The sequence below is a fragment of the Streptomyces sp. P9-2B-2 genome, assembly GCF_030406865.1.
Taxonomy (GTDB): Bacteria; Actinomycetota; Actinomycetes; order Streptomycetales; family Streptomycetaceae; genus Streptomyces; species Streptomyces platensis.
The window spans coordinates 3,283,911-3,307,257 of record NZ_CP129126.1; the positions used below are offsets into that span (position 1 = coordinate 3,283,911).

Annotated in this window: 19 protein-coding genes; 10 read left to right on the forward strand and 9 right to left on the reverse strand. The window is 72.2% G+C overall.

Annotated elements, in window-relative coordinates:
* Positions 1-19 precede the first annotated feature (19 nt).
* Positions 20-907 (reverse strand): deoxyribose-phosphate aldolase, encoded by an 888-nt coding sequence (locus tag QT196_RS14310; protein ID WP_167536097.1) that lies wholly within the window; start codon positions 905-907, stop codon positions 20-22.
* Positions 908-1,002: 95 nt separating this feature from the next.
* Positions 1,003-1,995 (reverse strand): 5-dehydro-2-deoxygluconokinase, encoded by a 993-nt coding sequence (gene iolC, locus QT196_RS14315; protein WP_168479186.1) that lies wholly within the window; start codon positions 1,993-1,995, stop codon positions 1,003-1,005.
* Positions 1,996-2,450: 455 nt separating this feature from the next.
* Here iolC and QT196_RS14320 point away from each other — a divergent pair, with 455 nt between their 5' ends.
* The 5 genes from QT196_RS14320 (at position 2,451) to QT196_RS14340 (ending at position 7,353) form a co-directional block, all read left to right on the forward strand.
* Positions 2,451-3,371, forward strand: coding sequence for a sugar phosphate isomerase/epimerase (locus QT196_RS14320; protein ID WP_168479187.1), 921 nt, complete (start codon positions 2,451-2,453; stop codon positions 3,369-3,371).
* Between the two features lie 130 nt (positions 3,372-3,501).
* Positions 3,502-4,521 (forward strand): Gfo/Idh/MocA family oxidoreductase, encoded by a 1,020-nt coding sequence (locus QT196_RS14325; protein ID WP_290355017.1) that lies wholly within the window; start codon positions 3,502-3,504, stop codon positions 4,519-4,521.
* Positions 4,522-4,766: 245 nt separating this feature from the next.
* Complete coding sequence (locus QT196_RS14330; protein ID WP_290356652.1) at positions 4,767-6,188, forward strand: sugar porter family MFS transporter; 1,422 nt, start codon at positions 4,767-4,769, stop codon at positions 6,186-6,188.
* 177 nt (positions 6,189-6,365) lie between these two features.
* Entirely contained in the window at positions 6,366-6,734 is a 369-nt protein-coding gene (locus QT196_RS14335) for a peptidoglycan-binding domain-containing protein (RefSeq protein WP_248001143.1), read from the forward strand.
* Between the two features lie 424 nt (positions 6,735-7,158).
* On the forward strand, positions 7,159-7,353 hold the full coding sequence (locus QT196_RS14340; RefSeq protein ID WP_018093041.1) for a MerR family transcriptional regulator: 195 nt from the start codon (positions 7,159-7,161) through the stop codon (positions 7,351-7,353).
* Positions 7,354-7,439: 86 nt separating this feature from the next.
* Here the strand turns inward: QT196_RS14340 and QT196_RS14345 are convergent, their stop codons facing one another.
* The gene (locus QT196_RS14345) at positions 7,440-8,582 is read right to left on the reverse strand and encodes a LacI family DNA-binding transcriptional regulator (RefSeq protein ID WP_168479190.1); all 1,143 of its coding nucleotides are present in this window, start codon (positions 8,580-8,582) and stop codon (positions 7,440-7,442) included.
* Positions 8,583-8,818: 236 nt separating this feature from the next.
* Here QT196_RS14345 and QT196_RS14350 point away from each other — a divergent pair, with 236 nt between their 5' ends.
* Positions 8,819-9,850, forward strand: coding sequence for a Gfo/Idh/MocA family oxidoreductase (locus tag QT196_RS14350; RefSeq protein ID WP_168479191.1), 1,032 nt, complete (start codon positions 8,819-8,821; stop codon positions 9,848-9,850).
* A 45-nt stretch (positions 9,851-9,895) separates the two neighbouring features.
* Here QT196_RS14350 and QT196_RS14355 read toward each other — a convergent pair whose 3' ends face one another.
* The gene (locus QT196_RS14355) at positions 9,896-10,546 is read right to left on the reverse strand and encodes a VTT domain-containing protein (protein ID WP_168479192.1); all 651 of its coding nucleotides are present in this window, start codon (positions 10,544-10,546) and stop codon (positions 9,896-9,898) included.
* 256 nt (positions 10,547-10,802) lie between these two features.
* Between QT196_RS14355 and QT196_RS14360 the strand changes: the two genes are divergently transcribed.
* Both QT196_RS14360 and QT196_RS14365 read left to right on the forward strand, forming a co-directional pair.
* Positions 10,803-11,090, forward strand: a complete 288-nt coding sequence (locus QT196_RS14360; protein ID WP_168479193.1) for a heavy-metal-associated domain-containing protein — start codon at positions 10,803-10,805, stop codon at positions 11,088-11,090.
* Positions 11,091-11,094: 4 nt separating this feature from the next.
* Entirely contained in the window at positions 11,095-13,377 is a 2,283-nt protein-coding gene (locus tag QT196_RS14365; RefSeq protein ID WP_290355018.1) for a heavy metal translocating P-type ATPase, read from the forward strand.
* Positions 13,378-13,802: 425 nt separating this feature from the next.
* On the opposite strand, the gene QT196_RS14370 is transcribed toward QT196_RS14365, so the two are convergent.
* The 5 genes from QT196_RS14370 to QT196_RS14390 all read right to left on the reverse strand — a co-directional run bounded on the left by QT196_RS14370 (position 13,803) and on the right by QT196_RS14390 (position 20,880).
* Positions 13,803-15,092, reverse strand: coding sequence for a citrate synthase (locus QT196_RS14370; protein ID WP_168479195.1), 1,290 nt, complete (start codon positions 15,090-15,092; stop codon positions 13,803-13,805).
* A gap of 176 nt (positions 15,093-15,268) precedes the next feature.
* Positions 15,269-17,482: an ATP-dependent RecD-like DNA helicase gene (locus QT196_RS14375; RefSeq protein ID WP_290355019.1), complete on the reverse strand. Its 2,214-nt coding sequence runs from the start codon at positions 17,480-17,482 to the stop codon at positions 15,269-15,271.
* 247 nt (positions 17,483-17,729) lie between these two features.
* Positions 17,730-18,590, reverse strand: a complete 861-nt coding sequence (locus QT196_RS14380) for a sugar phosphate isomerase/epimerase family protein (RefSeq protein ID WP_290355020.1) — start codon at positions 18,588-18,590, stop codon at positions 17,730-17,732.
* Positions 18,587-19,660 (reverse strand): dihydrodipicolinate synthase family protein, encoded by a 1,074-nt coding sequence (locus tag QT196_RS14385; protein WP_290355021.1) that lies wholly within the window; start codon positions 19,658-19,660, stop codon positions 18,587-18,589. The genes QT196_RS14380 and QT196_RS14385 overlap by 4 nt, the downstream gene beginning before the upstream one ends.
* Before the next feature lie 68 nt (positions 19,661-19,728).
* The gene (locus QT196_RS14390) at positions 19,729-20,880 is read right to left on the reverse strand and encodes a Gfo/Idh/MocA family oxidoreductase (protein ID WP_168479199.1); all 1,152 of its coding nucleotides are present in this window, start codon (positions 20,878-20,880) and stop codon (positions 19,729-19,731) included.
* Between the two features lie 165 nt (positions 20,881-21,045).
* On the opposite strand from QT196_RS14390, the gene QT196_RS14395 reads away from it, so the two are divergent.
* A complete protein-coding gene (locus QT196_RS14395; protein WP_290355022.1) occupies positions 21,046-22,026 on the forward strand; it encodes a helix-turn-helix domain-containing GNAT family N-acetyltransferase in 981 nt (326 codons plus the stop codon).
* A 110-nt stretch (positions 22,027-22,136) separates the two neighbouring features.
* Positions 22,137-23,003, forward strand: coding sequence for a sugar phosphate isomerase/epimerase (locus QT196_RS14400; protein ID WP_168483744.1), 867 nt, complete (start codon positions 22,137-22,139; stop codon positions 23,001-23,003).
* The last annotated feature ends 344 nt before the right edge of the window (positions 23,004-23,347 follow it).

Below are 23,347 nucleotides of genomic sequence, written 5' to 3' on the forward strand. Positions count from 1 at the left end.
CCTGCGGAATACGCGGCGTTCACAGCAGGCCCACGGCGGTGTCCACGGCGGCCGCGACATCCCCGTCGGCGGGGTAGAGCAGGGAGCGGCCGACGACCAGGCCCTGCACGGTCGGCAGCCGCAGCGCCTTGCGCCACTTCTCGTAGGCGGCTTCCTGGTCCTGCACGGTGCTGCCGACATCGCCGCCGAGCAGCACGGTCGGCAGGGTGGTGGTCTCGCAGACCCGGGCCATGGCGTCGGGGTCGTCGGTGACCGGCAGTTTGAGCCAGGTGTAGGCGGAGGTGCCGCCGAGTCCGGAGGCGATGGCCACGGAGCGGGTGACGGCTTCGGGGCTCAGGTCGTTGCGGACCGTGCCGTCCGCCCGGGAGGAGAGGAACGGCTCGACGAAGACGGGCAGCTGCCGCTCGGCCATCGCGTCGATGGCGCGGGCGGTGGCCTCCAGGGTGGACAGCGAACCGGGGTCGCGGTAGTCGATGCGCAGCAGCAGTTTGCCGGCGTCGAAACGGAGCCGGGCGAGGTCCTCGGGCCGGTGGCCGGTGAACCGGTCGTCCATCTCGAACGAGGCACCCGCCAGCCCGCCGCGGTTCATGGAACCCATCACGACCTTGCCGTCGAGGGCGCCGATCAGCAGCAGGTCCTCCAGTATGTCGGCGGTGGCCAGCACCCCGTCCACACCCGGCCGCGACAGCGCCAGCACCAGACGCTCCAGCAGGTCGAAGCGGTTGGCCATGGCGAGCTGCCGGTCACCGACGGCCAGCGCGCCACGGGCCGGGTGATCAGCGGCGACGATCATCAGCCGCCCGCTGTCACCGAGCAGCGGCCGACGGGCACGACGGGCGGCGGCCTCCGCGACAGCTTCAGGATGCCGGGCCCGCAACATCGCAAGGTCACTGATCCGAGGAGTCAAGGCTCAACTCACCTTCTTGAGTACACAGGTGGAGGGGGTGCGGCGGACGGGGCGGGGGCCGGGCGTGGGGGTTATCGGGGGCCTGGCCACGACGCTCACCGCCCGGCCAGGAACGCGTCGACCTCGTCGGCCGTCGGCATCGCGGAGGAGCAGGCGAGGCGGGAGGCGACGATGGCGCCCGCGGCGTTGGCGTAGCGCATCATCGGCGCCAGCTCCCAGCCGGCGAGCAGCCCGTGGCACAGCGCCCCGCCGAACGAATCGCCGGCGCCCAGGCCGTTGACGACCTCGACGGGGGTGGGCGGGACCTCGGCGGTGCGGCCGTCGCGGTGGACGGCGAGCACCCCCTTGGGGCCCTGTTTGATGACGGCGAGTTCGACGCCCATGTCCAGCAGCGCCTCGGCGCAGGCCTTGGGCTCGCGCAGCCCGGTGGCGACCTCGGCCTCATCCACATTGCCGACCGCCACGGTGACGTGCCGCAGCGCCGCTTCGTAATACGGCCGGGCGGTGGCCCTCGCCGCGGCCCCGGTCGCCCCGCCGTCCCCGGAGGCGCCGCCCTCACCGCCCCAGAACATAGGCCGCCAGTCGAGGTCGAAGACGGTGGTGCCCACCTTGGCGCGGGCCTCCAGCGCGGCAAGGGTGGCGCTGCGGCTGGGCTCCTCGCACAGCCCCGTGCCGGTGATCCAGAAGATCCGGGCCGCCGCGATGGCGTCCTGATCCAGTTCCTCGGGCCGGATGACCAGGTCAGGGGCCTTCGGCCGACGGTAGAAGTAGAGCGGGAAGTCATCCGGCGGAAAGATCTCGCAGAAGGTGACCGGCGTCGGGTAGGCGTCAACGGCGGTCACCCAGCGGTCGTCCACCCCGAAGTCACGCAGCGCCTGGTGGACGTAGTCGCCGAACGGGTCGCGGCCGGTACGGCTGATGACCGCACTGCGGCGCCCGAGCCGGGCGGCGGCCACCGCGACATTGGTGGCGGAGCCACCGAGGAACTTCCCGAAGGTCTCGACCTGCGCCAGCGGCACCCCGGTCTGCAACGGGTAGATGTCGACTCCGATGCGGCCCATGGTGATCAGGTCGTACGGCTGGGTCATGTGCGCCCCTTCGGGTCACCCGTCGCGGCGGGTTCGGCGGGTTCGGCTCCGAGGAAAGGTCTAACGGGGAGAGCCAGACCCTGTCAACAATTTGTCCTTACATACTGACGTCAGGGAGAACATTGAACAGGCCACAAAGGGGCAGCCACAACAAGCAACCCCTCACCCCAGGCGCGTCACCACGACCATCACGCCCAGGCGCGCCGCCACCAGCCCCACACCCAGCCGCATCACCGCCAGCCCCCATCCAGCCATGCCACCACCCCCACGCCCCACATGCGCCCCGCCCCGCACCTCGCACCCACGACAGGCGGCCCACCCCCACCCCACAAAGTCCTTAAGTCCTTATGTCAGGACGAAGTCTTGACACTCCCCGGGGCGACAGAGAGGCTGTGCCCCACAACCCGCCCCAGCGCCTCCCGGTCACCGCCGACCGGCGAGAGGAGAGCCGCAGCATGCCCGTTCCCCATGCCGCCCAGCCCGTCCTGGACCGCATCCGCGTCGGTTCCGCACCCGACTCATGGGGAGTCTGGTTCCCCGACGACGACCAGCAGGTCCCCTGGCAGCGCTTCCTGGACGAGGTCACCGAGGCGGGCTACGAGTGGATCGAACTCGGCCCGTACGGCTACCTGCCCACCGACCCCGCCGTCCTGCACGACGAGATCGCCCGCCGCAGCCTGCGGGTCTCGGCCGGCACGATCTTCACCTCGCTGCACCACGGCCCGTCCGTATGGGACAAGACCTGGGCGCACGTCTCCGAGGTCGCCACCCTCACCCAGGCCATGGGCGCGCGGCACCTCGTCGTCATCCCCTCCTTCTGGCGCGACGACAAGACCGCCGAGGAGATCGAGCCGCGCGAGCTGACCACGGAGCAGTGGAAGCAGCTGACCACCGGCATGGAGCGGCTGGGCAAGCAGGTGCGCGACGAGTTCGGGCTGGACATCGTCGTGCACCCGCACGCCGACACCCATATCGACACCGAGGAACATGTCGAACGGTTCCTGCACGCGACCGACTCCAGCCTGGTCAACCTCTGCCTGGACACCGGCCATTACGCCTACTGCGGCGGCGACAGCGTCAAGCTGATCCGCACCTACGGCGAGCGGATCGGCTACCTCCACCTCAAGCAGGTCGACCCGGACATCCTCGGCGATGTCGTCGCCAAGGGCACGCCGTTCGGGCCCGCGGTCAAGCAGGGCGTGATGTGCGAACCGCCGCTCGGCGTACCGGCGCTGCCGCCCGTTCTGGAGGCCGCGCAGGAGCTGAACATCGACCTCTTCGCCATCGTCGAGCAGGACATGTACCCCTGCCCGCCCGACCAGCCCTTCCCCATCGCCGAACGCACCCGGCGCTTCCTGCGCTCGTGCGGCGCGTGAGCCGTCGGCGCGTCAGCCGCCCGCCTCGCGACGCCTCCTCCTCTTACCCCGGCAACGATTACGGAGCGTAATCAGTTCCGTGCCCAGGGTATCCCTGACACTACGTAGTACGTAAGGACTTGTGGACGACATGACTTCGCACGAAACGCTGGGTGTGGCGGTCATCGGTACCGGCCGGATGGGCGCCGACCACGTACGCCGGATCAACGAGGTGATCAGCGGCGCCCGGGTGGCGGCGGTGGTCGACATCGACGCGGCGCGGGTCAAGCACCTCGCCGACGGCATCGAAGGGTGCACCGCCTACACCGACCCGGCCGCCGCCATGGACGACCCCGGGGTGGACGCCGTACTGATCGCCTCGCCGGGGCCCGCGCACGAGGCGGCGCTGCTGGACGCCTTCGCGCGGGATCTGCCCGTGCTGTGCGAGAAGCCGCTGACGCCGGACGCCGCCTCCGCGCTGCGGGTGCTGGAGGCCGAACAGGCACTGGGGCACCGCCGGGTCCAGGTCGGGTTCATGCGCCGCTACGACGCCGACTACCGCACCCTCAAGTCCCTTCTGGACCAGGGCACTTACGGCCGTCCGCTGATGCTGCACAACAAGCACCGCAACCCCGGCTCCCCGCCCGGCTTCACCAACGCCATGATGGTCAACGACTCGCTGGTGCATGAGATCGATGTGACCCGCTGGCTGCTGGACCAGGAGATCACCGCGGTGCGGGTGCTGCGCCCGGCCCCCACCGACAACGCCCCGGAGGGCCTCAGCGACCCCCAGCTGGTCCTCTTCGAGACGGCGGGCGGCCAGGTCGTGGACACCGAGCTGTTCGTCAACTGCGGCTTCGGCTATCAGGTCAGCTGTGAGGCGGTCTGCGAGGGCGGCACGGCCAGGATCGGTGACGACCACGGGGTGTTCAGCAACACCGCGGGCCGCTGGGGCGGTGCGATCACCCCCGGTTTCGTGGAGCGCTTCGAGGAGGCCTACGACCGGCAGGTGCAGCGCTGGGTGAACGCCACCCGGCGCGGCGAGATCGAGGGCCCCAGCTGCTGGGACGGCTATGCCGCGGCGGCGGTGTGCGAGGCGGGGGTACGCGCCCAGACGACGGGCGAGCGGGTCACGGTCGAACTCGTCGAGCGGCCTGCGCTGTATCGGTGAGGCGGTCGGCCGCCCCTCCCCCGGGTCACGCCCCTCCCCGCCCACCGGGCCATCGCGCCCATCCCCGTTCCACCGGGCCGCCGCGCCCACCCCCGAGCCACCGGGCCGGCGCGCCCACGCCCCGAGCCACCGAAAGGGCCCCATCCCATGCACGCCGCACCACCCCTCCCGTTTCCCCTCCCCCCGCGCCAATTCCCCGCTCCTGGCGCCGGGGTGGTCGCCCGTCCCGCGAGCCGGGGCTGATGATGGCGGCCCCCACCAGCCAGTTGGCGGTCGACGGCCCGTGTGAGAGCGTGCGGGCCCGCCGCGCCAGGCGCTTCATCGTGGGCATCGCCGCCGTCGCCGCACTCGGCGGCGCCCTGTTCGGTTACGACACCGGGGTGATATCCGGCGCGCTCCCGTTCATGGAGGGCCACTTCGGCCTCACGTCCCTGGGCGAGGGCATCATCACCAGCGCGCTGCTGATCGGCGCGGCCTTCGGCTCGCTGATCGGCGGGCGGATGTCCGATGCGCTCGGCCGGCGCAACTCGCTGCTGTGGGCGGGCGCCGTGTTCATCGGCGGGGCACTGGCCGTGGCGCTCGCCCCGGATGTGCCGTTCATGACCGTGGCGCGGTTTGTTCTCGGCCTCGCCGTCGGCAGCGCGTCGGTCATCACCCCGCTCTATCTCTCCGAGATCGCGCCCCCGCACATCCGGGGCCGGCTGGTCTCGTTCAATTCGCTGATGATCGTCAGCGGCCAGTTGCTCGCCTATCTCATCAATGCCTTCCTGGCGCAGTGGGGGGCCTGGCGCTGGATGCTGGGCCTGGCGGCGCTGCCCGCCGTGGCGCTGTTCGTCGGGCTGTTCTTCCTGCCGGACACCCCGCGCTGGTACATCAGCAAGGGGCGGCAGGACGACGCGGCCCGGGTGCTGCGCCGTACGCTGCTCACCGGGGACGTGCCCGCCGAGCTGGCCCGGATCGATCACGCCCGCAGCCTGGAGGCCGACGCCCGGCGCGGTGGCTGGCAGCAGCTGCGCACCCCATGGATACGGCGGTTGTTGCTGGTCGGTATCGGGCTGGCGGCCGTGCAGCAGATCACCGGCGTCAACGCCGTGGTGTATTTCGCGCCGAAGATCCTGGCGTCGACGGGCCTGGGCACCGGTGCCTCGATCACCGCCACCATCGCGATCGGTGTGATCTCGGTGCTCGCCACCGCGCTCGGGATGGCCCTGATCGACCGGGTCGGCCGGCGGCCCCTGCTGCTGACCGGCCTGGCCGGGATGACCGTCTCGCTCGCCCTGCTCGGGGCCGCCTTCCACCTCCCGCACTCCCCCGCGGTCAGCATCCTGGTCCTGGGCCTGATGGTCCTCTACATGGCGTTCATGCAGGCCACGCTCAACACCGGGGTCTGGCTGCTGCTGGCCGAGATGTTCCCGCTCAGGGTGCGTGGACTGGCCATGGGCGCCGCGGTGTTCATGATGTGGCTGGTCAACTTCGCGGTGGCGCTGGCCTTTCCGCTGCTGCTCGACGCGGTCGGTGCCGGCACCACCTTCTGGCTCTTCGGCGTGATGTGCGTGCTGTCCCTGGTGTTCTGCCGGCGGTACGCACCGGAGACGAAGGGGCTGGCGCTGGAGGATCTGGAGCACGAGCTGCGGAAGGCGGCGGAGCCCGCACCGGCCACGAACTGACGGGGCGGCGGACGGGATCCGGCAGGGCGGCGGGCCGGATCCCGTCCGCTGCGGCGGACCGGAACCGCCAGGCCACCGGCCGTTCGCCACGTCACTCGGAAACGCCGGGAACCACGGACCGCGTTCCCGGCGTCACAGCGGGTGGAATCACATCCAACGGGGGAAACGGTGGAATTCGTGAAAACCAACGCACTCAGCCGAACCGTCCGGCGCACGGCCGTCCTCACCGCCACCGCGGGCCTGCTGACCGCGGGACTGCTCACCGGCCCGGCGTCCGCGGACGCTCCGGCCGGCGGACGGGCCGACACCCTGGCCGCCTGCGCCTACTACAACGGCAACGCTCTCACCGTCTACGGTCAGCGCGGCGACCGCGTCTCGCAGGCGCAGTGCCTGCTGGCGAACCGCCGCTATCTCCCCTGGGGAGACGTGACCGGGTACTTCGGCCCCAAGACCCGGGCCGCGGTGAAGAAGTTCCAGTCCCGGCACCATCTGACCGCTGACGGCAAGGTCGGCAAGAAGACCTGGTACGCGCTGTACCACGCCTGATCCGCTTCCGACCGTCGGCAACTCCCTTGTGGCGGGCCGGTTCCCCAGCCGGGGACCGGCCCGCCACACGGCTGTACGCCCACGCCACGCGGCTGTACGCCCACGGCGCCGGGGCCGCGCCCACGGCCCCGCCCCGTCCGGAGCCCCGACCCGTCCGGGAGCCCCGTCCCTCAACACCCCGCCCCCGCCCCGTACGGAGCGTCCCGCCCTGGCCTCTGATCGTCCCGCCCCCGTTACAGCCGTCCGCCCCGCGTCACCGCTGTCACCGTTACGCGCGCCTTACGTCACAGCCGTTCAACAGCCCCTCCCCGATGGTTACTCGGTGTCGTTGTCCAGGCACAGGGTGAGTGATCACCAGGCCGTACCCAGCCCCCTGCCGGCTCTCCGGGCCGTCCCTGCGTACGGCACTCAGGAGGTGGCAGAGATGACCGACCGCAAGCTCTGGTCGTACAAGGAGATCGCCGCGCACATCCAGGTGCAGCCGGACACCGTCCGCTCCTACCGCAAGCACGGGTTGCTGCCCGAACCGGATCTGGTGGAGGGCGGGAAACCCTACTGGTTCGCCGACACCGTCAGAAGGTGGGTGGCGCAGCGGCCGGGCCAACGCGGCCGGCGCTGAGCCACCGGACCGGCCCCGGCTCCGGCGCCCCGGGCGGCACCGGGGCCCGGGGCGCATTGCGGCCGGACGCACCCGGCCGCCGCGGGTCAGTCGGGCGGGGGCGCCGCCGTCGAGCCCCTGATCTCCAGTTCCGGGGCGACGAGTTGCTGCCCGGCCGGGGCGTCGGGGCGCTCCATACGGTCCAGGAGGCAGCGCGCCGCGCGTCGGCCGACCTCGTGGCTGGCGTTGTTCACCGAGTTGAGCCAGAGGTGGCGGATGCGGGCGAGATAGGTGTTGTCGTAGCCGACGAGGGAGAGGTCGGCGGGTATGCGCAGGCCCAGTTCCTGGGCCGCGGACAGCGCACCGACACCGGAGATGTCGTTGAACGCGAAGACAGCGGTGGGGCGTTGGGCGGCCGGCGGCCGGGCACCGGGGCGTGCGGCGGCGGACGGTGGGGTGAGGAGCCGGACGGCGGCGCGGTAGCCGCCTTCCTCGGTGCCGTCGCCGCTGGTCACGACGGCGCTCTCGGCCAGGCCGTGGGCGCGCATCGCCGACTCGAAGCCCCGCCGTCGCAGCTCACCGACCAGGCCCTGACCGGCGATATGGGCGATCCGCCGGTGGCCGAGACCGATGAGGTGCTCGGTGGCGAGCCGGGCGCCGCGCTCGTCGTCGTTGGCGACGAGGTCGGTATGCGGCAGCCGGGGTTCGTGGTTGCCCGCGATGACGGTCGGCAGCCGCGCGGCGACCTCGGCGAGGCCGTCGGTGTCCGGGAGGGTGCCGACGACGACGAGGCCGTCGACCCGCAGCTCCTGAAAGGTGCGGGCGAAGTCCTGGCCGGCACGGCGGTCCAGCCGCCCGTCGGCCATCAGCATCCGCAGCCCGTGCGCCTGAAGCAGCGAGTTCAGCCCGTCGAGCACCTCGACGAACCAGGGGTTGCGCATATCGTTCAGCAGCACTCCGACGGTGTGCGTACGGCGCGCCACCAGGCTGCGGGCGGCGGCGTTCGGCCGGTAGCCCAGCTCCTCGATGGCGTCCAGAACGGCCTGCCGCTTGGTGTCGCTGACCCGTGGTGAGCCCTGAAGCACCAGCGAGACCAGCGATTTCGAGACGCCCGCGCGCTCGGCTACGCCGCGGATCGTGGGCGGCCGGTCCGCACCACCCGTACCCGTCCGCTCGGCGGCCCGCCCCCCGGCTCGCTCGTCGGCTTGCTCATCGGCCCGCTCGTCGAGGCGCCCGTTGGACCGTTCCATGGACGAAATCCTTCCATCGGCGCAGGTCGGCGTCAACGCACAACCATGCCACCCTGCAAGGTGGTTGACATGCGGACATCAGGACATGCAGGGTGCGGGTACCGCGGCTCATTGGACCGTTCCAATCACCAACCCCCCGCGCCACACCAGGCCGGTCCGCCGCCCGCCACTACTCCGCCCCCTCCCTCCCCGTAGGCGGCCCCCTTCCTCTCCCCTCCCCGGAAAGGACCCGAGGCATGAAGATCGGTCTGATCGGCACCGGGCGCATCGGCGCGTTCCACGCCACCACCCTCCGGAGCGTCCCGGGCGTCACCGACGTCGTCGTCGCGGACCTGGACGCCGCGCGGGCCGCCGCGTTGGCGGACACCCTCGGCGTACGCGCCGCCGCGGGCATCGAGGAGATGTACGCGGACGGTCTGGACGGCGTGGTGATCACCGCCGCGACCAGCGCGCACGCCCCGCTGATCCAGCAGGCGCTGGACGCGGGGGTGCCGGTGTTCTGTGAGAAGCCGGTCGCCCTGGACGTGCCCGGCACGGTCGGGGTGGTGGAGCGGGCGCAGGCCGGCACCGTGCCCGTGCAGATCGGATTCCAGCGGCGCTTCGACGCGGGCTATCGCGCCGCCCGCGAGGCGCTGCGCTCCGGTGAGCTGGGCTGGCTGCACACCCTGCGCGCCTGCACCAGCGACCGGACGCCGCCGCCCGCCGGCTACATCCCCACCTCCGGCGGGCTGTTCCGGGATTGCAGCATCCACGACTTCGACATCCTGCGCTGGCTCACCGGCCGCGAGGTGGTCTCGGTCTACGCGCAGGGCGCCAACCGCGGGGCGTCCTTCTTCGCGGACGGCGACGATGTCGACACCTGCGCGGCGCTGCTGCGCTTCGACGACGACACCCTGGCCACCGTGACGGCGACCCGCTACAACGGCGCGGGCCATGACGTCCGGCTGGAGGTGTGCGGCTCCGAGGGGGCCCGCTTCGTCGGGCTCGACGACCGGGCGCCGCTGCCGTCCGCCGAGGCGACGCTGTCGTGGCGGCGGGCGGCCGATCCGTACGCCACGTTCATGGAGCGCTTCCACGACGCCTACGTCACCGAGCTGGGCGTCTTCGCCGAGGTCGCGGCGGGCCGGACACCGAGCCCGTGTTCACCGGCGGAGGCGCTGGAGGCGCTCTATGTCGCCGAGGCGTGCGAGCGCTCGCGGCGCACCGGCGAGCCGGTGGCCGTGGCGGACGTCCGGGCCCCGGCGGTCGGCGCCGGTCCGGGGGCGTGAGGACGCGCGGGGTCGTCGCCGCGGCCCCGCCCACCCGTCAACCCCTCATGTAGCCGCCACCGAGGACGCCCGTCCGCCGGGGTCCTCGCCGTCCCCGTCGCGGGCGCCGCCGCCCTCGCCTTCGCCGCCGCTCTCCGAGGGTTCGCGCAGGGCGCGGCGGCGGGCGGCCCATTGGATGGCGGCGCCGACCGCGGCGACCGCACAGGAGACGCCGAAGCCGATGGCGGCGGCGTACAGGGGGCGGCCGGTGGTGGCGGTGCCGAGGTAGCCGAGGCCGACGGAGTAGGTGGCCCAGGTGGCTTCGGCGATGCCGGCGCCGAGGGCGTATTTGCGGAGCGGGTAGCGCAGCACGCCGGAGGCCAGTGCGCCGGCGATCCGCCCGCTGGGCAGGAACCGTACGGCGATCACGAACGGCAGTCCGTAGCGCTGGATCCGGCCGGAGGTCCAGTCCAGTAGTGCCCGGCGGCGGGGGTTGCGCCGCATCCAGTCCCGTACGGGTCCGCCGAACCGCCGCGCGGCCAGGTACATCAGCAGGTCTCCGAGCAGTGCGCTGCCGGCGACGATCAGCAGGATCAGCGGGAGGAACAGTTCGCCGCGGGAGGCGAGCACGCCGACGGAGACCAGCAGGGCGGAGTTGGGGACCAGCGGCGGCAGCGTGGTGAGCACGAGCAGGCCGTAGAGGGCATCTACGTCCATCCGGCCGCCTCCTCGGATCCGCCCCCGAGCCCGTATCCCAAGGCTGACGCGTGGTGGGGCGCACGGCAACGCGGATGGGGGTCCCCCCGCGCCGTTCAGGCGTGGGGGAGCGCCGACGGCTTGGATTGATACCCCCTAGGGGTATAAGCTGCTTAAGGTCGGGGGCAGTGGCGGTTGCCGGGGTCTCGCATGGCACGCTTCGGCACTCCGACACTTGCACCACACGGAACGCATCAGCACCACAAGGAGAGTCCCCATGGCTGAGAACAGCTCCTGCTGCACCCCGGAAGGCTCCTGCCACTCCGGCGGCACCGATGTCGAGGTCGGGGCGGTGACCACGACCTACCGCGTCACCGGCATGACCTGCGGCCACTGCGAGGGTGCGGTGTCGGCCGAGATCGGCGAGATCGCCGGGGTCGGCTCGGTGCAGGCGGTCGCGGCCACCGGCCTGGTGACCGTCACGTCGAAGGCCCCGCTGGACGAGGAAGCCGTCCGCGCGGCCGTCGACGAGGCCGGCTACGAGCTCGTGGGGCAGGCGGCCTGATCCCATGTCCGGTTCCACCGCACAGGCGCGGGTCGAGCTCGCCATCGGCGGGATGACCTGCGCCTCGTGCGCCGCGCGGGTCGAGAAGAAGCTCAACCGCCTGGACGGCGTGGTGGCCACGGTCAACTACGCGACGGAGAAGGCGCAGGTCTCGTACGGGGGTGGGGTCTCGGTCGGGGATCTGATCGCCACCGTCGAGCGGACCGGCTACACGGCGCGGCCCCCGGCGCCGCCGCCGGAGCCCAACGGGCCGACCGGGGCGGCCGGTCCGACCGATGCGGCGCAGGACGACGGCGCGGACCTCTACACGGATCCGCAGGCGGATCTGCGCCCCCTGCGACAGCGGCTGACGGTCTCGGCCGTACTGGCCGTGCCGGTGATCGTGCTGTCCATGGTGCCCGCGCTCCAGTTCCTCTACTGGCAGTGGCTTTCGCTGGCCCTCGCCGCGCCGGTGGTCGTCTGGGGCGGGCTGCCGTTCCACCGGGCCGCCTGGACGAATCTGCGGCACGGCGCCGCCACCATGGACACCCTGGTCTCCCTCGGCACACTGGCCGCCTTCGGCTGGTCGGTGTGGGCGCTGTTCCTCGGCGACGCGGGCATGCCGGGGATGCGGCACGGTTTCGATCTCACCGTGTCCCGTGCGGACGCCGGCACCCAGATCTATCTGGAGGCAGCGGCCGGCGTGACCGCGTTTCTGCTGCTCGGCCGGTATCTGGAGGCCCGCTCGAAGCGGCGGGCGGGGGCGGCGCTGCGGGCGCTGCTGGAGTTGGGCGCCAAGGATGTGGCCGTCCTCCGGGACGGGCGTGAGGTGCGGATTCCGGTGGCGGAGCTGGCGGTCGGCGACCGTTTCGTGGTCCGGCCCGGGGAGAAGATCGCCACGGACGGGCGGGTGGCGGCGGGCGCGTCCGCCGTGGATACGTCGATGCTGACCGGGGAGTCCGTCCCGGTGGAGGTCGCGCCCGGGGACGGGGTCACGGGCGGGACGGTGAACGCGTCGGGGCGGCTGGAGATCGAGGCCACGGTGGTCGGTGCGGGCACCCGGCTCGCCCGTATGGCGCGGCTGGTGGAGGACGCCCAGAACGGGAAGGCCGCGGTGCAGCGGCTGGCCGACCGGGTCTCCGCGGTCTTCGTTCCGGTGGTGCTGCTGATCGCGGTGGGCACCCTGGGCGGCTGGCTGCTGGCGACCGGGGAGGCGACCGCGTCGTTCACCGCCGCGGTGGCGGTTTTGATCATCGCCTGCCCGTGCGCGCTGGGGCTGGCCACGCCGACCGCGCTGATGGTCGGCACCGGGCGCGGCGCCCAGCTCGGCATCCTGATCAAGGGCCCGGAGGTGCTGGAGTCGACCCGCCGGGTGGACACCGTGCTGCTGGACAAGACCGGCACGGTCACCAGCGGCCGGATGCGGCTCCAGGAGGTCGTGGCGGCCCCGGGTGCCGCGGAGGACGAGCTGCTGCGACTGGCGGGGGCGCTGGAGCACGCCTCGGAGCATCCGGTGGCCCGCGCCCTCGCCGAGGGTGCGGCCCGTCGGGTGGGGGCGCTGCCGGCCGTGGCGGATTTCGCGAACGTGCCGGGGCTGGGGGTGCGCGGGACGGTCGGCGGCCACCGGGTGCTGGCGGGGCGGGCGCGGCTGGCCGAGGAGGCCGGGGTCGTGCTGCCGCCGGAGCTGCGGGAGGCGCTGGAGGCCGCCGCGGCCGCGGGCCGTACGGCCGTGGTGGTGGCCTGGGACGGCCGGGCGCGTGGGGTGCTGGCGGTCGCCGATGCGGTGAAGCCGGGCAGCGCGGCGGCGGTGCGGGAGCTGCGGCGGCTGGGGCTGGCCCCGGTGCTGCTGACCGGTGACCACGAGGCCGTCGCGCAGGCGGTGGCCGCCGAGGTCGGGATCGACGAGGTGATCGCCGAGGTGCTGCCCGAGGACAAGGTCGCGGTGGTGGAGCGGCTGCGGGCCCGGGGCCGTACGGTCGCGATGGTCGGCGACGGGGTCAATGACGCGGCGGCGCTGGCCACCGCGGATCTGGGGCTGGCGATGGGGACCGGCACGGATGCGGCGATCGAGGCCGGGGATCTCACCCTCGTACGGGGCGATCTGCGGGTGGCGGCGGACGCCATCCGGCTGGCGCGGGCCACGCTCGGCACGATCAAGGGGAATCTGTTCTGGGCGTTCGGCTACAACGTCGCGGCGCTGCCGCTGACCGCGGCCGGACTGCTCAACCCGATGATCGCGGGGGCGGCGATGGCCTTCTCGTCGGTCTTCGTGGTCGCGAACAGTCTGCGGCTACGAAATTTCACATAGCCCTTACAACTGACACAACACCCATACCGCAGGGCCTCGATCTTCAGATGGGGGCCCTTGACCGCATTCGCCCCCATATGGCAAGAGACCCAGATCACACTCATCGGAACGTAACCATTGAGGGGGGTCGTGAGTCTAACCGGGCAGTGCAGGCACCCCGGCGGGGCTTGCACAGCAACAGCCGTGCTGATCTTGGGGGATCGTGCCCGGCTACGCGTGGCCGGGGCGACGTGCCCGGGGAGCTTTGAGCGGCCCTCCCGAACGTGCGCGTCCCGGCAGATCGCGGTGCAACCCGGAACGCCCGGACGGATCCCGTGGGGGGAATCCAACCGGGACACGGGAAGCGCCCCGCACTCTGGACCCGTGGGGGGATCCGGAGGCGGGGCGCTTCTTTTATGCCTGCGGGCTGCCTCGAAAGGCGGCCGTCAGCGCTCCTCGACCGGCACGAAGTCGCGCTCGACGACACCGGTGTAGATCTGCCGCGGACGGCCGATACGGGAGCCGGGCTCCTTGATCATCTCGTGCCACTGGGCGATCCAGCCGGGCAGCCGGCCGAGCGCGAACAGCACGGTGAACATCTCGGTCGGGAAGCCCATGGCCCGGTAGATCAGGCCGGTGTAGAAGTCGACGTTCGGGTAGAGCTTGCGCGAGACGAAGTAGTCGTCGGAGAGCGCGTGCTCCTCCAGCTTGAGGGCGATGTCCAGCAGCTCGTCGGACTTGCCGAGCGCGGAGAGGACATCGTGCGCCGCCGCCTTGATGATCTTCGCCCGGGGGTCGAAGTTCTTGTAGACGCGGTGCCCGAAGCCCATGAGCTTCACGCCGTCTTCCTTGTTCTTCACCTTGCGGATGAAGGAGTCGACGTCGCCGCCGTCGCGCTGGATGCCTTCCAGCATCTCCAGCACGGACTGGTTGGCGCCACCGTGCAGGGGGCCCCACAGGGCGTTGATACCGGCCGAGATCGAGGCGAAGAGGTTCGCCTGCGAGGAGCCCACCAGACGGACCGTGGAGGTGGAGCAGTTCTGCTCGTGGTCCGCGTGCAGGATCAGCAGCTTGTCGAGGGCGCTGACCACGACCGGGTCGAGGTCGTAGTCCGCGGCCGGCACCGAGAAGGTCATACGGAGGAAGTTCTCGACGTACCCGAGGTCGTTGCTCGGGTAGACGACCGGGTGGCCGACCGACTTCTTGAACGCGTAGGCCGCGATCGTCGGGAGCTTGGCCAGCAGCCGGATCGTGGAGATGTGGCGCTGCTGCTCGTCGAACGGGTTGTGGCTGTCCTGGTAGAAGGTCGACAGCGCGCTGACGACCGAGGACAGCATCGCCATCGGGTGGGCGTCCCGGGGGAAGCCGTCGTAGAAGCGCTTGACGTCCTCGTGCAGCAGGGTGTGGAAGGTGATGTCCTGCTTGAAGTTCGCCAGCTCATCGACGGTGGGCAGCTCACCGTGAATGAGGAGGTACGCGGTCTCGACGAACGTGCTGCGCTCTGCAAGCTGCTCGATCGGGTACCCGCGGTAACGAAGAATGCCGTTCTCACCGTCGAGATAGGTGATCGCGGATTTATACGCCGCGGTGTTGCCGTAACCGGAATCCAGGGTCACCAGACCGGTCTGGCCGCGCAGCTTCGAGATATCGAAGCCCTTGTCGCCAACAGTGCTGTCGACGACCGGGTAGCTGTATTCGCCGTCCCCGTAACGCAGTACTACAGAGTTGTCGCTCACGTCATCCCTCACCGACGTTGTGCCTCTTCTTCGAGGTGCCCTGACTGCCTATACCTTCCCCCATTTGGGCCTTGGATGTGCACTCGGGGTCGGCCATAGGGCCTGTCTGCGGCACTCAGTGCCGTCTGAGCGCCCATCCTGCCCCTCTTCGCCCCGAATAGGAAAGAGGGGTGACATCACATCGCACCGGCGAGCCGGTGATCGAGCGCCGTACACCGCCGACCGGCGGATACCGTGCGGACGGCCTGTCCCAGGGCTTTCCGGGAGCCGACCAGCACCACCAAACGCTTTGCCCGGGTCACGGCGGTATACAGCAGATTGCGCTGAAGCATCATCCAGGCACTGGTGGTGACCGGAATCACCACCGCTGGATACTCACTACCCTGCGAACGATGGATCGTCACCGCATAGGCGTGGGCGAGTTCGTCGAGTTCATCGAAGTCGTAGGGAACCTCCTCGTCCTCATCGGTGCGCACGGTCAGCCGCTGCTCGTCGCTGTCCAGTGCGGTGACCACGCCGACCGTGCCGTTGAAGACGCCGTTGCGGCCCTTTTCATAATTGTTCCTGATCTGGGTGACCTTGTCGCCGACACGGAAGACCCGGCCGCCGAAGCGGCGCTCGGGCAGATCGGGGCGGGCGGGGGTGACGGCCTGCTGGAGCAGGCCGTTCAGGGCGCCGGCACCGGCCGGGCCGCGGTGCATCGGGGTGAGCACCTGGACGTCCCGGCGCGGGTCGAGGCCGAACTTCGCCGGGATGCGGCGGGCCACGACATCCACCGTCAGCCGCGCGGCCTCTTCGGCGTCCTCCTCGGCGAACAGGAAGAAGTCCGTCATTCCGGACGTCAGGGGCGGGGTGCCGGAGTTGATGCGGTGGGCGTTGGTGACCACGCCGGACTGCTGGGCCTGGCGGAAGATCCGGGTCAGCCGGACGGCCGGCACCGGGCCGGCGCCGTCGAGCAGATCGCGCAGCACCTCGCCCGCGCCCACCGACGGGAGCTGGTCGACGTCCCCGACGAGCAGCAGATGGGCGCCCGGCGGCACCGCCTTGACCAGCTTGTTGGCGAGCAGCAGATCCAGCATCGAGGCCTCGTCGACGACCACCAGATCGGCGTCCAGCGGCCGGTCCGCGTCATAGGCGGCGTCCCCGCCCGGCTTGAGCTCCAGGAGGCGGTGGACCGTGGAGGCCTCCGCCCCGGTCAGCTCCGAGAGCCGCTTGGCCGCCCGGCCCGTGGGCGCCGCCAGCACGACCGTGGCCTTCTTGGCGCGGGCCAGCTCGACGACGGAGCGGACCGTGAAGGACTTGCCGCAGCCGGGGCCGCCGGTGAGCACCGCGACCTTCTGCGTCAGCGCCAGCCGCACCGCCTGCTGCTGTTCGGGGGCCAGCTCGGCGCCCGTACGCCGCGCCAGCCACGCCAGTGCCTTGTCCCAGTCGACATCCCGGAAGGCCGGCATCCGGTCCTCGTCCGTGCGCAGCAGCCGGGTCAGCCGCCCGGCCAGGGAGATCTCGGCGCGGTGGAACGGCACCAGATAGACGGCAGTGACCGGCGGCGCGCCGTCCGCGTCGCCCGGTACCTGCTCGCGGACCACGCCCTCCGGGTCGGCGGCCAGCTCGCCCAGGCAGTCGATGACCAGGCCGGTGTCCACCTGGAGCAACTTCACGGCGTCGGCGATCAGTTGCTCCTCGGGGAGGAAGCAGTGGCCCTGGTCGGTGGACTGCGACAGGGCGTACTGGAGGCCCGCCTTGACCCGGTCCGGGCTGTCGTGCGGGATGCCCACGGACTGGGCGATGCGGTCGGCGGTCAGGAAGCCGATGCCCCAGACGTCGGCGGCCAGGCGGTAGGGCTCGTTGCGGGTGACGGAGATGGCGGCGTCGCCGTACTTCTTGTAGATCCGCACCGCGATGGAGGTGGACACCCCGACGCCCTGGAGGAAGACCATGACCTCCTTGATGGCCTTCTGCTCCTCCCAGGCCGCGCCGATCAGCTTCGTCCGCTTGGGACCGAGGCCCGGTACCTCGACGAGGCGGCCGGGTTCGGTCTCGATGACGTCGAGGGTGTCCGTGCCGAAGTGCTCGACGATGCGGTCGGCGATCCGCGGGCCGATGCCCTTGATGAGGCCGGAGCCCAGATAGCGGCGGATGCCCTGGATCGTGGCGGGCAGGACGGTGGTGTAGTTCTCGACCATGAACTGCTTGCCGAATTGCGGGTGGGAGCCCCAGCGGCCCTCCATGCGCAGCGACTCGCCCGGCTGGGCGCCGAGCAGCGCGCCGACGACGGTCAGCAGATCGCCGGAGCCGCGGCCGGTGTCGACCCGCGCGACCGTGTAGCCGTTCTCCTCATTGGCGTAGGTGATCCGCTCCAGGACTCCTTCGATCACGGCTGCGTTGACCATGCACCGACCGTACCGCCGGGGTCTGACACCGCGCGGGGTCCGCTGTCGCGCCGGGCCGGAACGCCGGGTTCCCATCGAGGGGCCCGTCCGATGGTCGGGCCCCTCGATTCCCCCTCCATGCCGGCCCCGGATCCCCCCGGATCCCTCCCCATTTCGGGACCAACGTCAGCTATGACCTTTGTGGGCGGCCAACGGTTGCACTCTTCCGGGGAGTTATTTCCCGCCCGGCCGAGGGGCGGTTCCCCGGTCATCCGACGTGCGTACGGAAGCGCCGGACGACCTCGGCCAGGACCTCGGCGCCGTCCCGTGCCCACAGCGCCGGGTTGAAGATCTCCACCTCGACCGGGCCCCGGTAACCGGCCGCCTCGACCCGCTCCCGGAACCACCGCAGATCCACCGACCCGTCCCCGAGTTGCCCGCGCCCCAGCAGGACGCCTTCGGGCAGTGGCGTGACCCAGTCGGCGAGCTGGAAGCCGGCGATCCGGGAAGTGGCCGCGCCGCCGGTGCCGCCCGCGCGCCCGATCTGCGCGCCGACGGTGTCGTCCCACCACAGGTGGTAGGTGTCCACGACCACCCCCACCCGGTCGGCGGGGAACCGTTCGGCGAGGTCCAGGGCCTGCGCGAGCGTGGAGACCACGCACCGGTCCGCGGCGTACATCGGGTGCAGCGGTTCGAGCGCCAGGCGGACGCCCCGCTCGGCGGCGTACGGCGCCAACTCGCCCAGGGCGTCCGCGATCCGCTCCCGGGCGCCGGCCAGGTCCCGGCTGCCGGGCGGCAGTCCGCCGGATACCAGGACCAGGGTGTCGGTCCCGAGGGCGGCCGCCTCGTCGAGGGCCGCCCGGTTGTCGTCCAGGGCGGCGGCCCGCTCGCCCGGTTCCAGGGCGGTGAAGAAACCGCCCCGGCACAGGCTGCTGACCCGCAGCCCGGCGTCCCGTATCAGCCGGGCGGCCGCGGCCACCCCGTACTGCCGGACGGGTGCGCGCCATAGGCCCACGCCCCGTACGCCGGCCCGTGCGCAGCCGTCGGCCAGTTCGGGCAGCGACCACTGGCGGATCGTCTCCTGGTTGAGGCTGAGGCGGTCGAGGAGTGACGGGGTGCCATGGCTCATGCGCCGCCTCCCCCGTATACCGCGAGCAGGGTGCGCATCCGGTGGGCGGCGAGCCCGGGGTCCGGGAACAGGCCGAGCCCGTCGGCCAGTTGGTGGGCGCGCCGCAGATGCGGCAGCGAACGGGCCGACTGGAGGCCGCCGACCATGGTGAAGTGCGGCTGGTGGCCCGCCAGCCAGGCCAGCAGGACCACCCCGGTCTTGTAGTGGCGGGTGGGTGCCGCGAAGAGGTGCCGGGCGAGCGGGACGGTGGGGTCCAGGGCGGCCCGGAATCCCGCGGTGTCCCCGGTGTCGAGGCGGCGGACGGCCGCCGCGGCCAGGGGGGCGAGCGGGTCGAAGACGCCCAGCAGGGCATCGCTGAAGCAGTGTGTGTCGCCCGCGATCAGCTCCGGGTAGTGGAAGTCGTCGCCGGTGTAGCAGCGCACGCCCGGGGGCAGCCGGCGGCGCAGCGCCACCTCCCGGTTGGGGTCCAGCAGGGAGATCTTGACGCCGTCCACCTTGCCGGGGTGGTCGGCGACGAGCGCGAGGAGCGTCTCGGTGGCGGCGCCGGGATCCGCGCTGCCCCAGTAGCCCGCCAGTGCCGGGTCGAACATCGGGCCGAGCCAGTGCAGGATCGCCGGGCGGGTGGTCTGGCGCAGCAGGTGGCCGTAGAGCTCCCGGTAGTCGTCGGGGCCGGTGGCGGCCGCGGCGAGCTGGCGGGACGCCATCAGGACGGGCCGGGCGCCGGCCGCCTCGACGGTGCCGAGCTGTTCCTCGTACGCGTGCCGGACCTCGGCCAAGGAGGCCCCGTGGGCGGGGAGTTGGTCGGTTCCGGCGCCGCAGGCGAGCAGCCCGCCGACCGACCGTGCCTCGGCGGCGGAGCGCCGGATCAGTTCGGCGGCGGCGCCCCAGTCCAGGCCCGCACCGCGCTGCGCGGTGTCCATCGCCTCGGCCACTCCCAGGCCGTGCGCCCACAGGTGGTGCCGGAAGGCGAGGGTGGCGTCCCAGTCGACGGCGGCCGGGCCGTCCGGGGTGGTGTCGGCGTACGGATCGGCGACCACATGGGCGGCGGCGTAGACCGTGCGGGAGCGCAAGGAGGGCGGCGAGGGAGCGGTCGGGGATACGGGGCCCGGCGCGGAACGGGAGGGGTGCGCCGGGGCGTTCACCGGGTCGGCTCCGGCACGTCCAGGCGGCGGCCCTCCGCCGAGGACTGCCGCGCCAGTTCGGCGAGCTGGACGCCGCGGGCGCCCGCCGCCAGGTCCCAGCGCCAGGGCTCGTCGCGTACGACATGCCGGAGGAACAGCTCCCACTGGACCTTGAACCCGTTGTCGAAGTCGGCGTTGTCGGGGACCTCCTGCCACTGCGCGCGGAACGGCTCGGACGCCGGGACATCGGGGTTCCAGACGGGCTTGGGGGTGCCGGCGCGGTGCTGGATGCGGCAGTGGCGCAGCCCGGCGACGGCCGAGCCCTCGGTGCCGTCCACCTGGAACTCCACGAGTTCGTCGCGGTGCACCCGGACCGCCCAGGAGGAGTTGATCTGCGCGACGATGCCGCCGGCCAGTTCGAAGATGCCGTAGGCGGCGTCATCGGCGGTGGCATCGTACGGGGCGCCCGACTCGTCCCAGCGGCGCGGGATGTGGGTGGTGAGGTGCGCCTGGACGCTTCTGACCGGCCCGAACAGTTCGTGCAGGAGGTACTCCCAGTGCGGGAACATGTCCGCCGCGATGCCGCCGCCGTCCTCGGCGCGGTAGTTCCAGGAGGGGCGCTGGGCCGGCTGGGTGTCCCCTTCGAAGACCCAGTAGCCGAACTCGCCCCGTACGGACAGGATGCGGCCGAAGAAGCCGCTCTCGACGAGGCGGCGGAGCTTGCGGAGGCCGGGCAGGAAGAGCTTGTCCTGGACGACACCGTTCTTGACGCCCGCCTCCTGGGCCAGCCGGGCCAGCCTCAGGGCTCCGGCGAGGCCGCTCGCGGTGGGTTTCTCGACGTACAGATGCTTTCCGGCGGCGATCGCCTTGCCCACCGCTTCCTCGCGGGCGGCGGTGATCTGGGCGTCGAAGTAGACGTCGATGGTGTCGTCGCCCAGTACGGAGTCGAGGTCACAGCTCCAGTGCTCCACGCCGTGGCGGTCGGCCAGCGCCCGCAGTTTGTGCGCGGAGCGGCCGACGAGGACGGGCTCGGGCCGGATCCGGGTGCCGTCGGCGAGCTCCAGGCCGCCCTGGTCGCGCAGGGCCAGGACGGAGCGGACCAGATGCTGGCGGTGTCCCATGCGTCCGGTCACGCCGTTCATGGCGATGCGTACGGTCGTGTGTGTCACGGCCCGGCCTCCCTCGCTCGCGGCGGGTGGGGAGCGTCCCGCGGTGCGCGCTCTCCCGCGAGGACGCTAGCCCGCGCGCGAGGTCATCAACAGGGTGCGAAATTTCCGTGCGCGGTGGGACCTCTTTCCCTTATCATTGACTCAGTCAAGGGTGAGGGGTCGATGATGACAACCGGGACGGCATCCGACACGACCTCCGGCGCGGCGCGCGACGCCACGCCCGAGGTCCGCGAGCTGCGCAGATTCAACCGCTTCTACACGAACCTGATCGGCGCCCTCGACTACGGGCGGCATCTCTACACCCCGTTCACCCTCACCGAGGCCCGGGTGCTCTACGAGGTCGCGCACCACGAGCGGGTGGACGCCGCGGATCTGCGGGCCTCGCTGTCGCTGGACGCCGGCTATCTGAGCAGGCTGCTCGGCAAGTTCGAGGACCGCGAGCTGATCACCCGCGGCAAGTCCGAGCAGGACCCCCGCCGGCAGCGCATCACACTGACCGACGGCGGCCGGGAGGCGGCCGGCCTGCTGGAGGAGCGCTCGCAGGACGCCGCCGGGTCGCTGCTGGAGCAGCTCCCGGACGAGGACCGGGCCCGGCTGGTGGACTCGATGCGGACCATCCGCGCCCTGCTCGGCGAGGGCGCCGCGCACCCGGCCGGGAACCGGGCGGAGGTGACGCTGCGTACGTCCCGCCCCGGGGACCTGGGCTGGATGGTCGAGCGCAACGCCGCGCTCTACGCCGCCGAGTACGGCTTCGATCTGAGCTATGAGGCGCTGGTGGCCCGGATCATCGCGGAGTACGCCGAGGCCTTCGACCCGCGGTGGGACCGCACCTGGATAGCGGAGCTGGACGGGCGCCGGGCGGGCTCGGTGGTGTGTGTACGGGACGAGAGGCCCGGGGTGGCCCGGCTGCGGCTGCTGCTGGTGGAGCCGGACGCCCGCGGGCACGGCGTGGGCCGTCAACTCGTCGACGCCTGCGTGGAGTTCGCCCGGGAGGCCGGGTACGGCGAGATGGTGCTGTGGACCAACTCCGTCCTCGGCGCGGCCCGCCGTATCTATCAGCGGGCCGGGTTCGAGCTGGTCGCCGAGTCGGCGCACCACAGCTTCGGGCAGGACCTGGTCGGCCAGGACTGGCGGATGGTCCTGTGATGGCGCGGGCATCGCGGGCAGGGTGGAAGGGACGGACGACGATGGTGTGAACCACAAGGAGGAGCCCAGGCATGGTCAGCACCGGCAACGCACACGGCACCGCCCCCGCGATGCGCTTCGCTTTCTCCACACTCGGTGTGCCCGGCATGCCGGTGGCCGACGTCCTGCGGCTGGCCACCGACACCGGGTATCAGGGCGTGGAGCTGCGGGCCCATCCGGAGGAACCGGTGCATCCGCTGATCGGGATGCGGGAACGGGCCGCGGTGCGCGAGCAGTTCGCGGACGCCGGGGTCGAGATCCTGGCCGTCGCCGGATACGCCCAGGTGGCCGCGGCCCGGGACACGGCGGGCGAGGAGGAGCTGGCCCAGGAGCTGAGCGAGCTGGTGTGGCTCGCCGCGGATCTGGGGGCGCCGTATGTCCGGGTCTTCCCCGGTGGCGGGGAGCGCCCGGCGGCCGAGGCGGACGCGGACGCCGCCCGCCGGCTCGCCGCGGTGGCCCCGCTCGCGGCCGAACGGGGCGTCCGGGTGCTGCTGGAGACCCATGACTCGCACCGTACGGGCGCGGACGCCGCCCGGGTGCTGGGCCCCGTGGGGCACCGTCAGATCGGGGCGCTCTGGGATGTGCTGCACAGCTGGCTGGGTGGCGAGGAGCCGGCCGACACCCATGCCGCGCTCGCCCCGCATCTGGGCTATGTCCAGGTCAAGGACGTCGCCTCGGCCGAGGACCGCACCCCCCTCCCGCTCGGCGCCGGCACCGTCCCCCTGGCCGCCGCCCTGCGCACCCTGGGCCAGGACCCCGCCGACGCCCGGGGCCCGGTACCGGCCCCCGAGGGCACCTACGACCAGGGCGCGGGCGGCTGGCTGTGCTGGGAGTACGAGAAGCGCTGGTACCCGGGCGCGGCCGACCTCCCTGCCTTGCTGGGCCCGGGCCGCGCCCATCTCCAGCGGCTGCTGGAGGACGGGCCTGCGGCGTCCTGAGGAGGGATGCGGCCGGGGCGGCGGGTCCGGAAGCGGCCGGCCGGTCGCCTCACGGGCGCCTCCGGCCCGGACCACACGCCGCCGCCCGCCTGCCCCGCGCCCTGGCCGCCCCGCCCCGCGCCGCGCCGTCGCCGCCCCCCCACAGGCCGCCACCCACCGGCCCGCGCCTTCACCGGCCCCCGCGCCGCCGCCCGCCTGCCCCGCGTCTTCGTCGGCCACCCCACAGGCCGGAGCCCACCGACCCCGCGCCTCCACCGCCCCACCTCGCGCCTCGGCCCCACCCTGGGCCCCGCCCCCACCCCCATCACACATCCCCCGCCGCCGCGCAATTGCTGGGCGCCACT

Coding starts and splice junctions, on each gene's coding strand:
- iolC (WP_168479186.1), bottom strand. CDS start 1,995: ATGACCCAGCCGTACGACCTGATCACCATGGGCCGCATCGGAGTCGAC.
- QT196_RS14320 (WP_168479187.1), top strand. CDS start 2,451: ATGCCCGTTCCCCATGCCGCCCAGCCCGTCCTGGACCGCATCCGCGTC.
- QT196_RS14325 (WP_290355017.1), top strand. CDS start 3,502: ATGACTTCGCACGAAACGCTGGGTGTGGCGGTCATCGGTACCGGCCGG.
- QT196_RS14330 (WP_290356652.1), top strand. CDS start 4,767: ATGGCGGCCCCCACCAGCCAGTTGGCGGTCGACGGCCCGTGTGAGAGC.
- QT196_RS14340 (WP_018093041.1), top strand. CDS start 7,159: ATGACCGACCGCAAGCTCTGGTCGTACAAGGAGATCGCCGCGCACATC.
- QT196_RS14345 (WP_168479190.1), bottom strand. CDS start 8,582: ATGGAACGGTCCAACGGGCGCCTCGACGAGCGGGCCGATGAGCAAGCC.
- QT196_RS14350 (WP_168479191.1), top strand. CDS start 8,819: ATGAAGATCGGTCTGATCGGCACCGGGCGCATCGGCGCGTTCCACGCC.
- QT196_RS14355 (WP_168479192.1), bottom strand. CDS start 10,546: ATGGACGTAGATGCCCTCTACGGCCTGCTCGTGCTCACCACGCTGCCG.
- QT196_RS14360 (WP_168479193.1), top strand. CDS start 10,803: ATGGCTGAGAACAGCTCCTGCTGCACCCCGGAAGGCTCCTGCCACTCC.
- QT196_RS14365 (WP_290355018.1), top strand. CDS start 11,095: ATGTCCGGTTCCACCGCACAGGCGCGGGTCGAGCTCGCCATCGGCGGG.
- QT196_RS14375 (WP_290355019.1), bottom strand. CDS start 17,482: ATGGTCAACGCAGCCGTGATCGAAGGAGTCCTGGAGCGGATCACCTAC.
- QT196_RS14380 (WP_290355020.1), bottom strand. CDS start 18,590: ATGAGCCATGGCACCCCGTCACTCCTCGACCGCCTCAGCCTCAACCAG.
- QT196_RS14395 (WP_290355022.1), top strand. CDS start 21,046: ATGACAACCGGGACGGCATCCGACACGACCTCCGGCGCGGCGCGCGAC.
- QT196_RS14400 (WP_168483744.1), top strand. CDS start 22,137: ATGCGCTTCGCTTTCTCCACACTCGGTGTGCCCGGCATGCCGGTGGCC.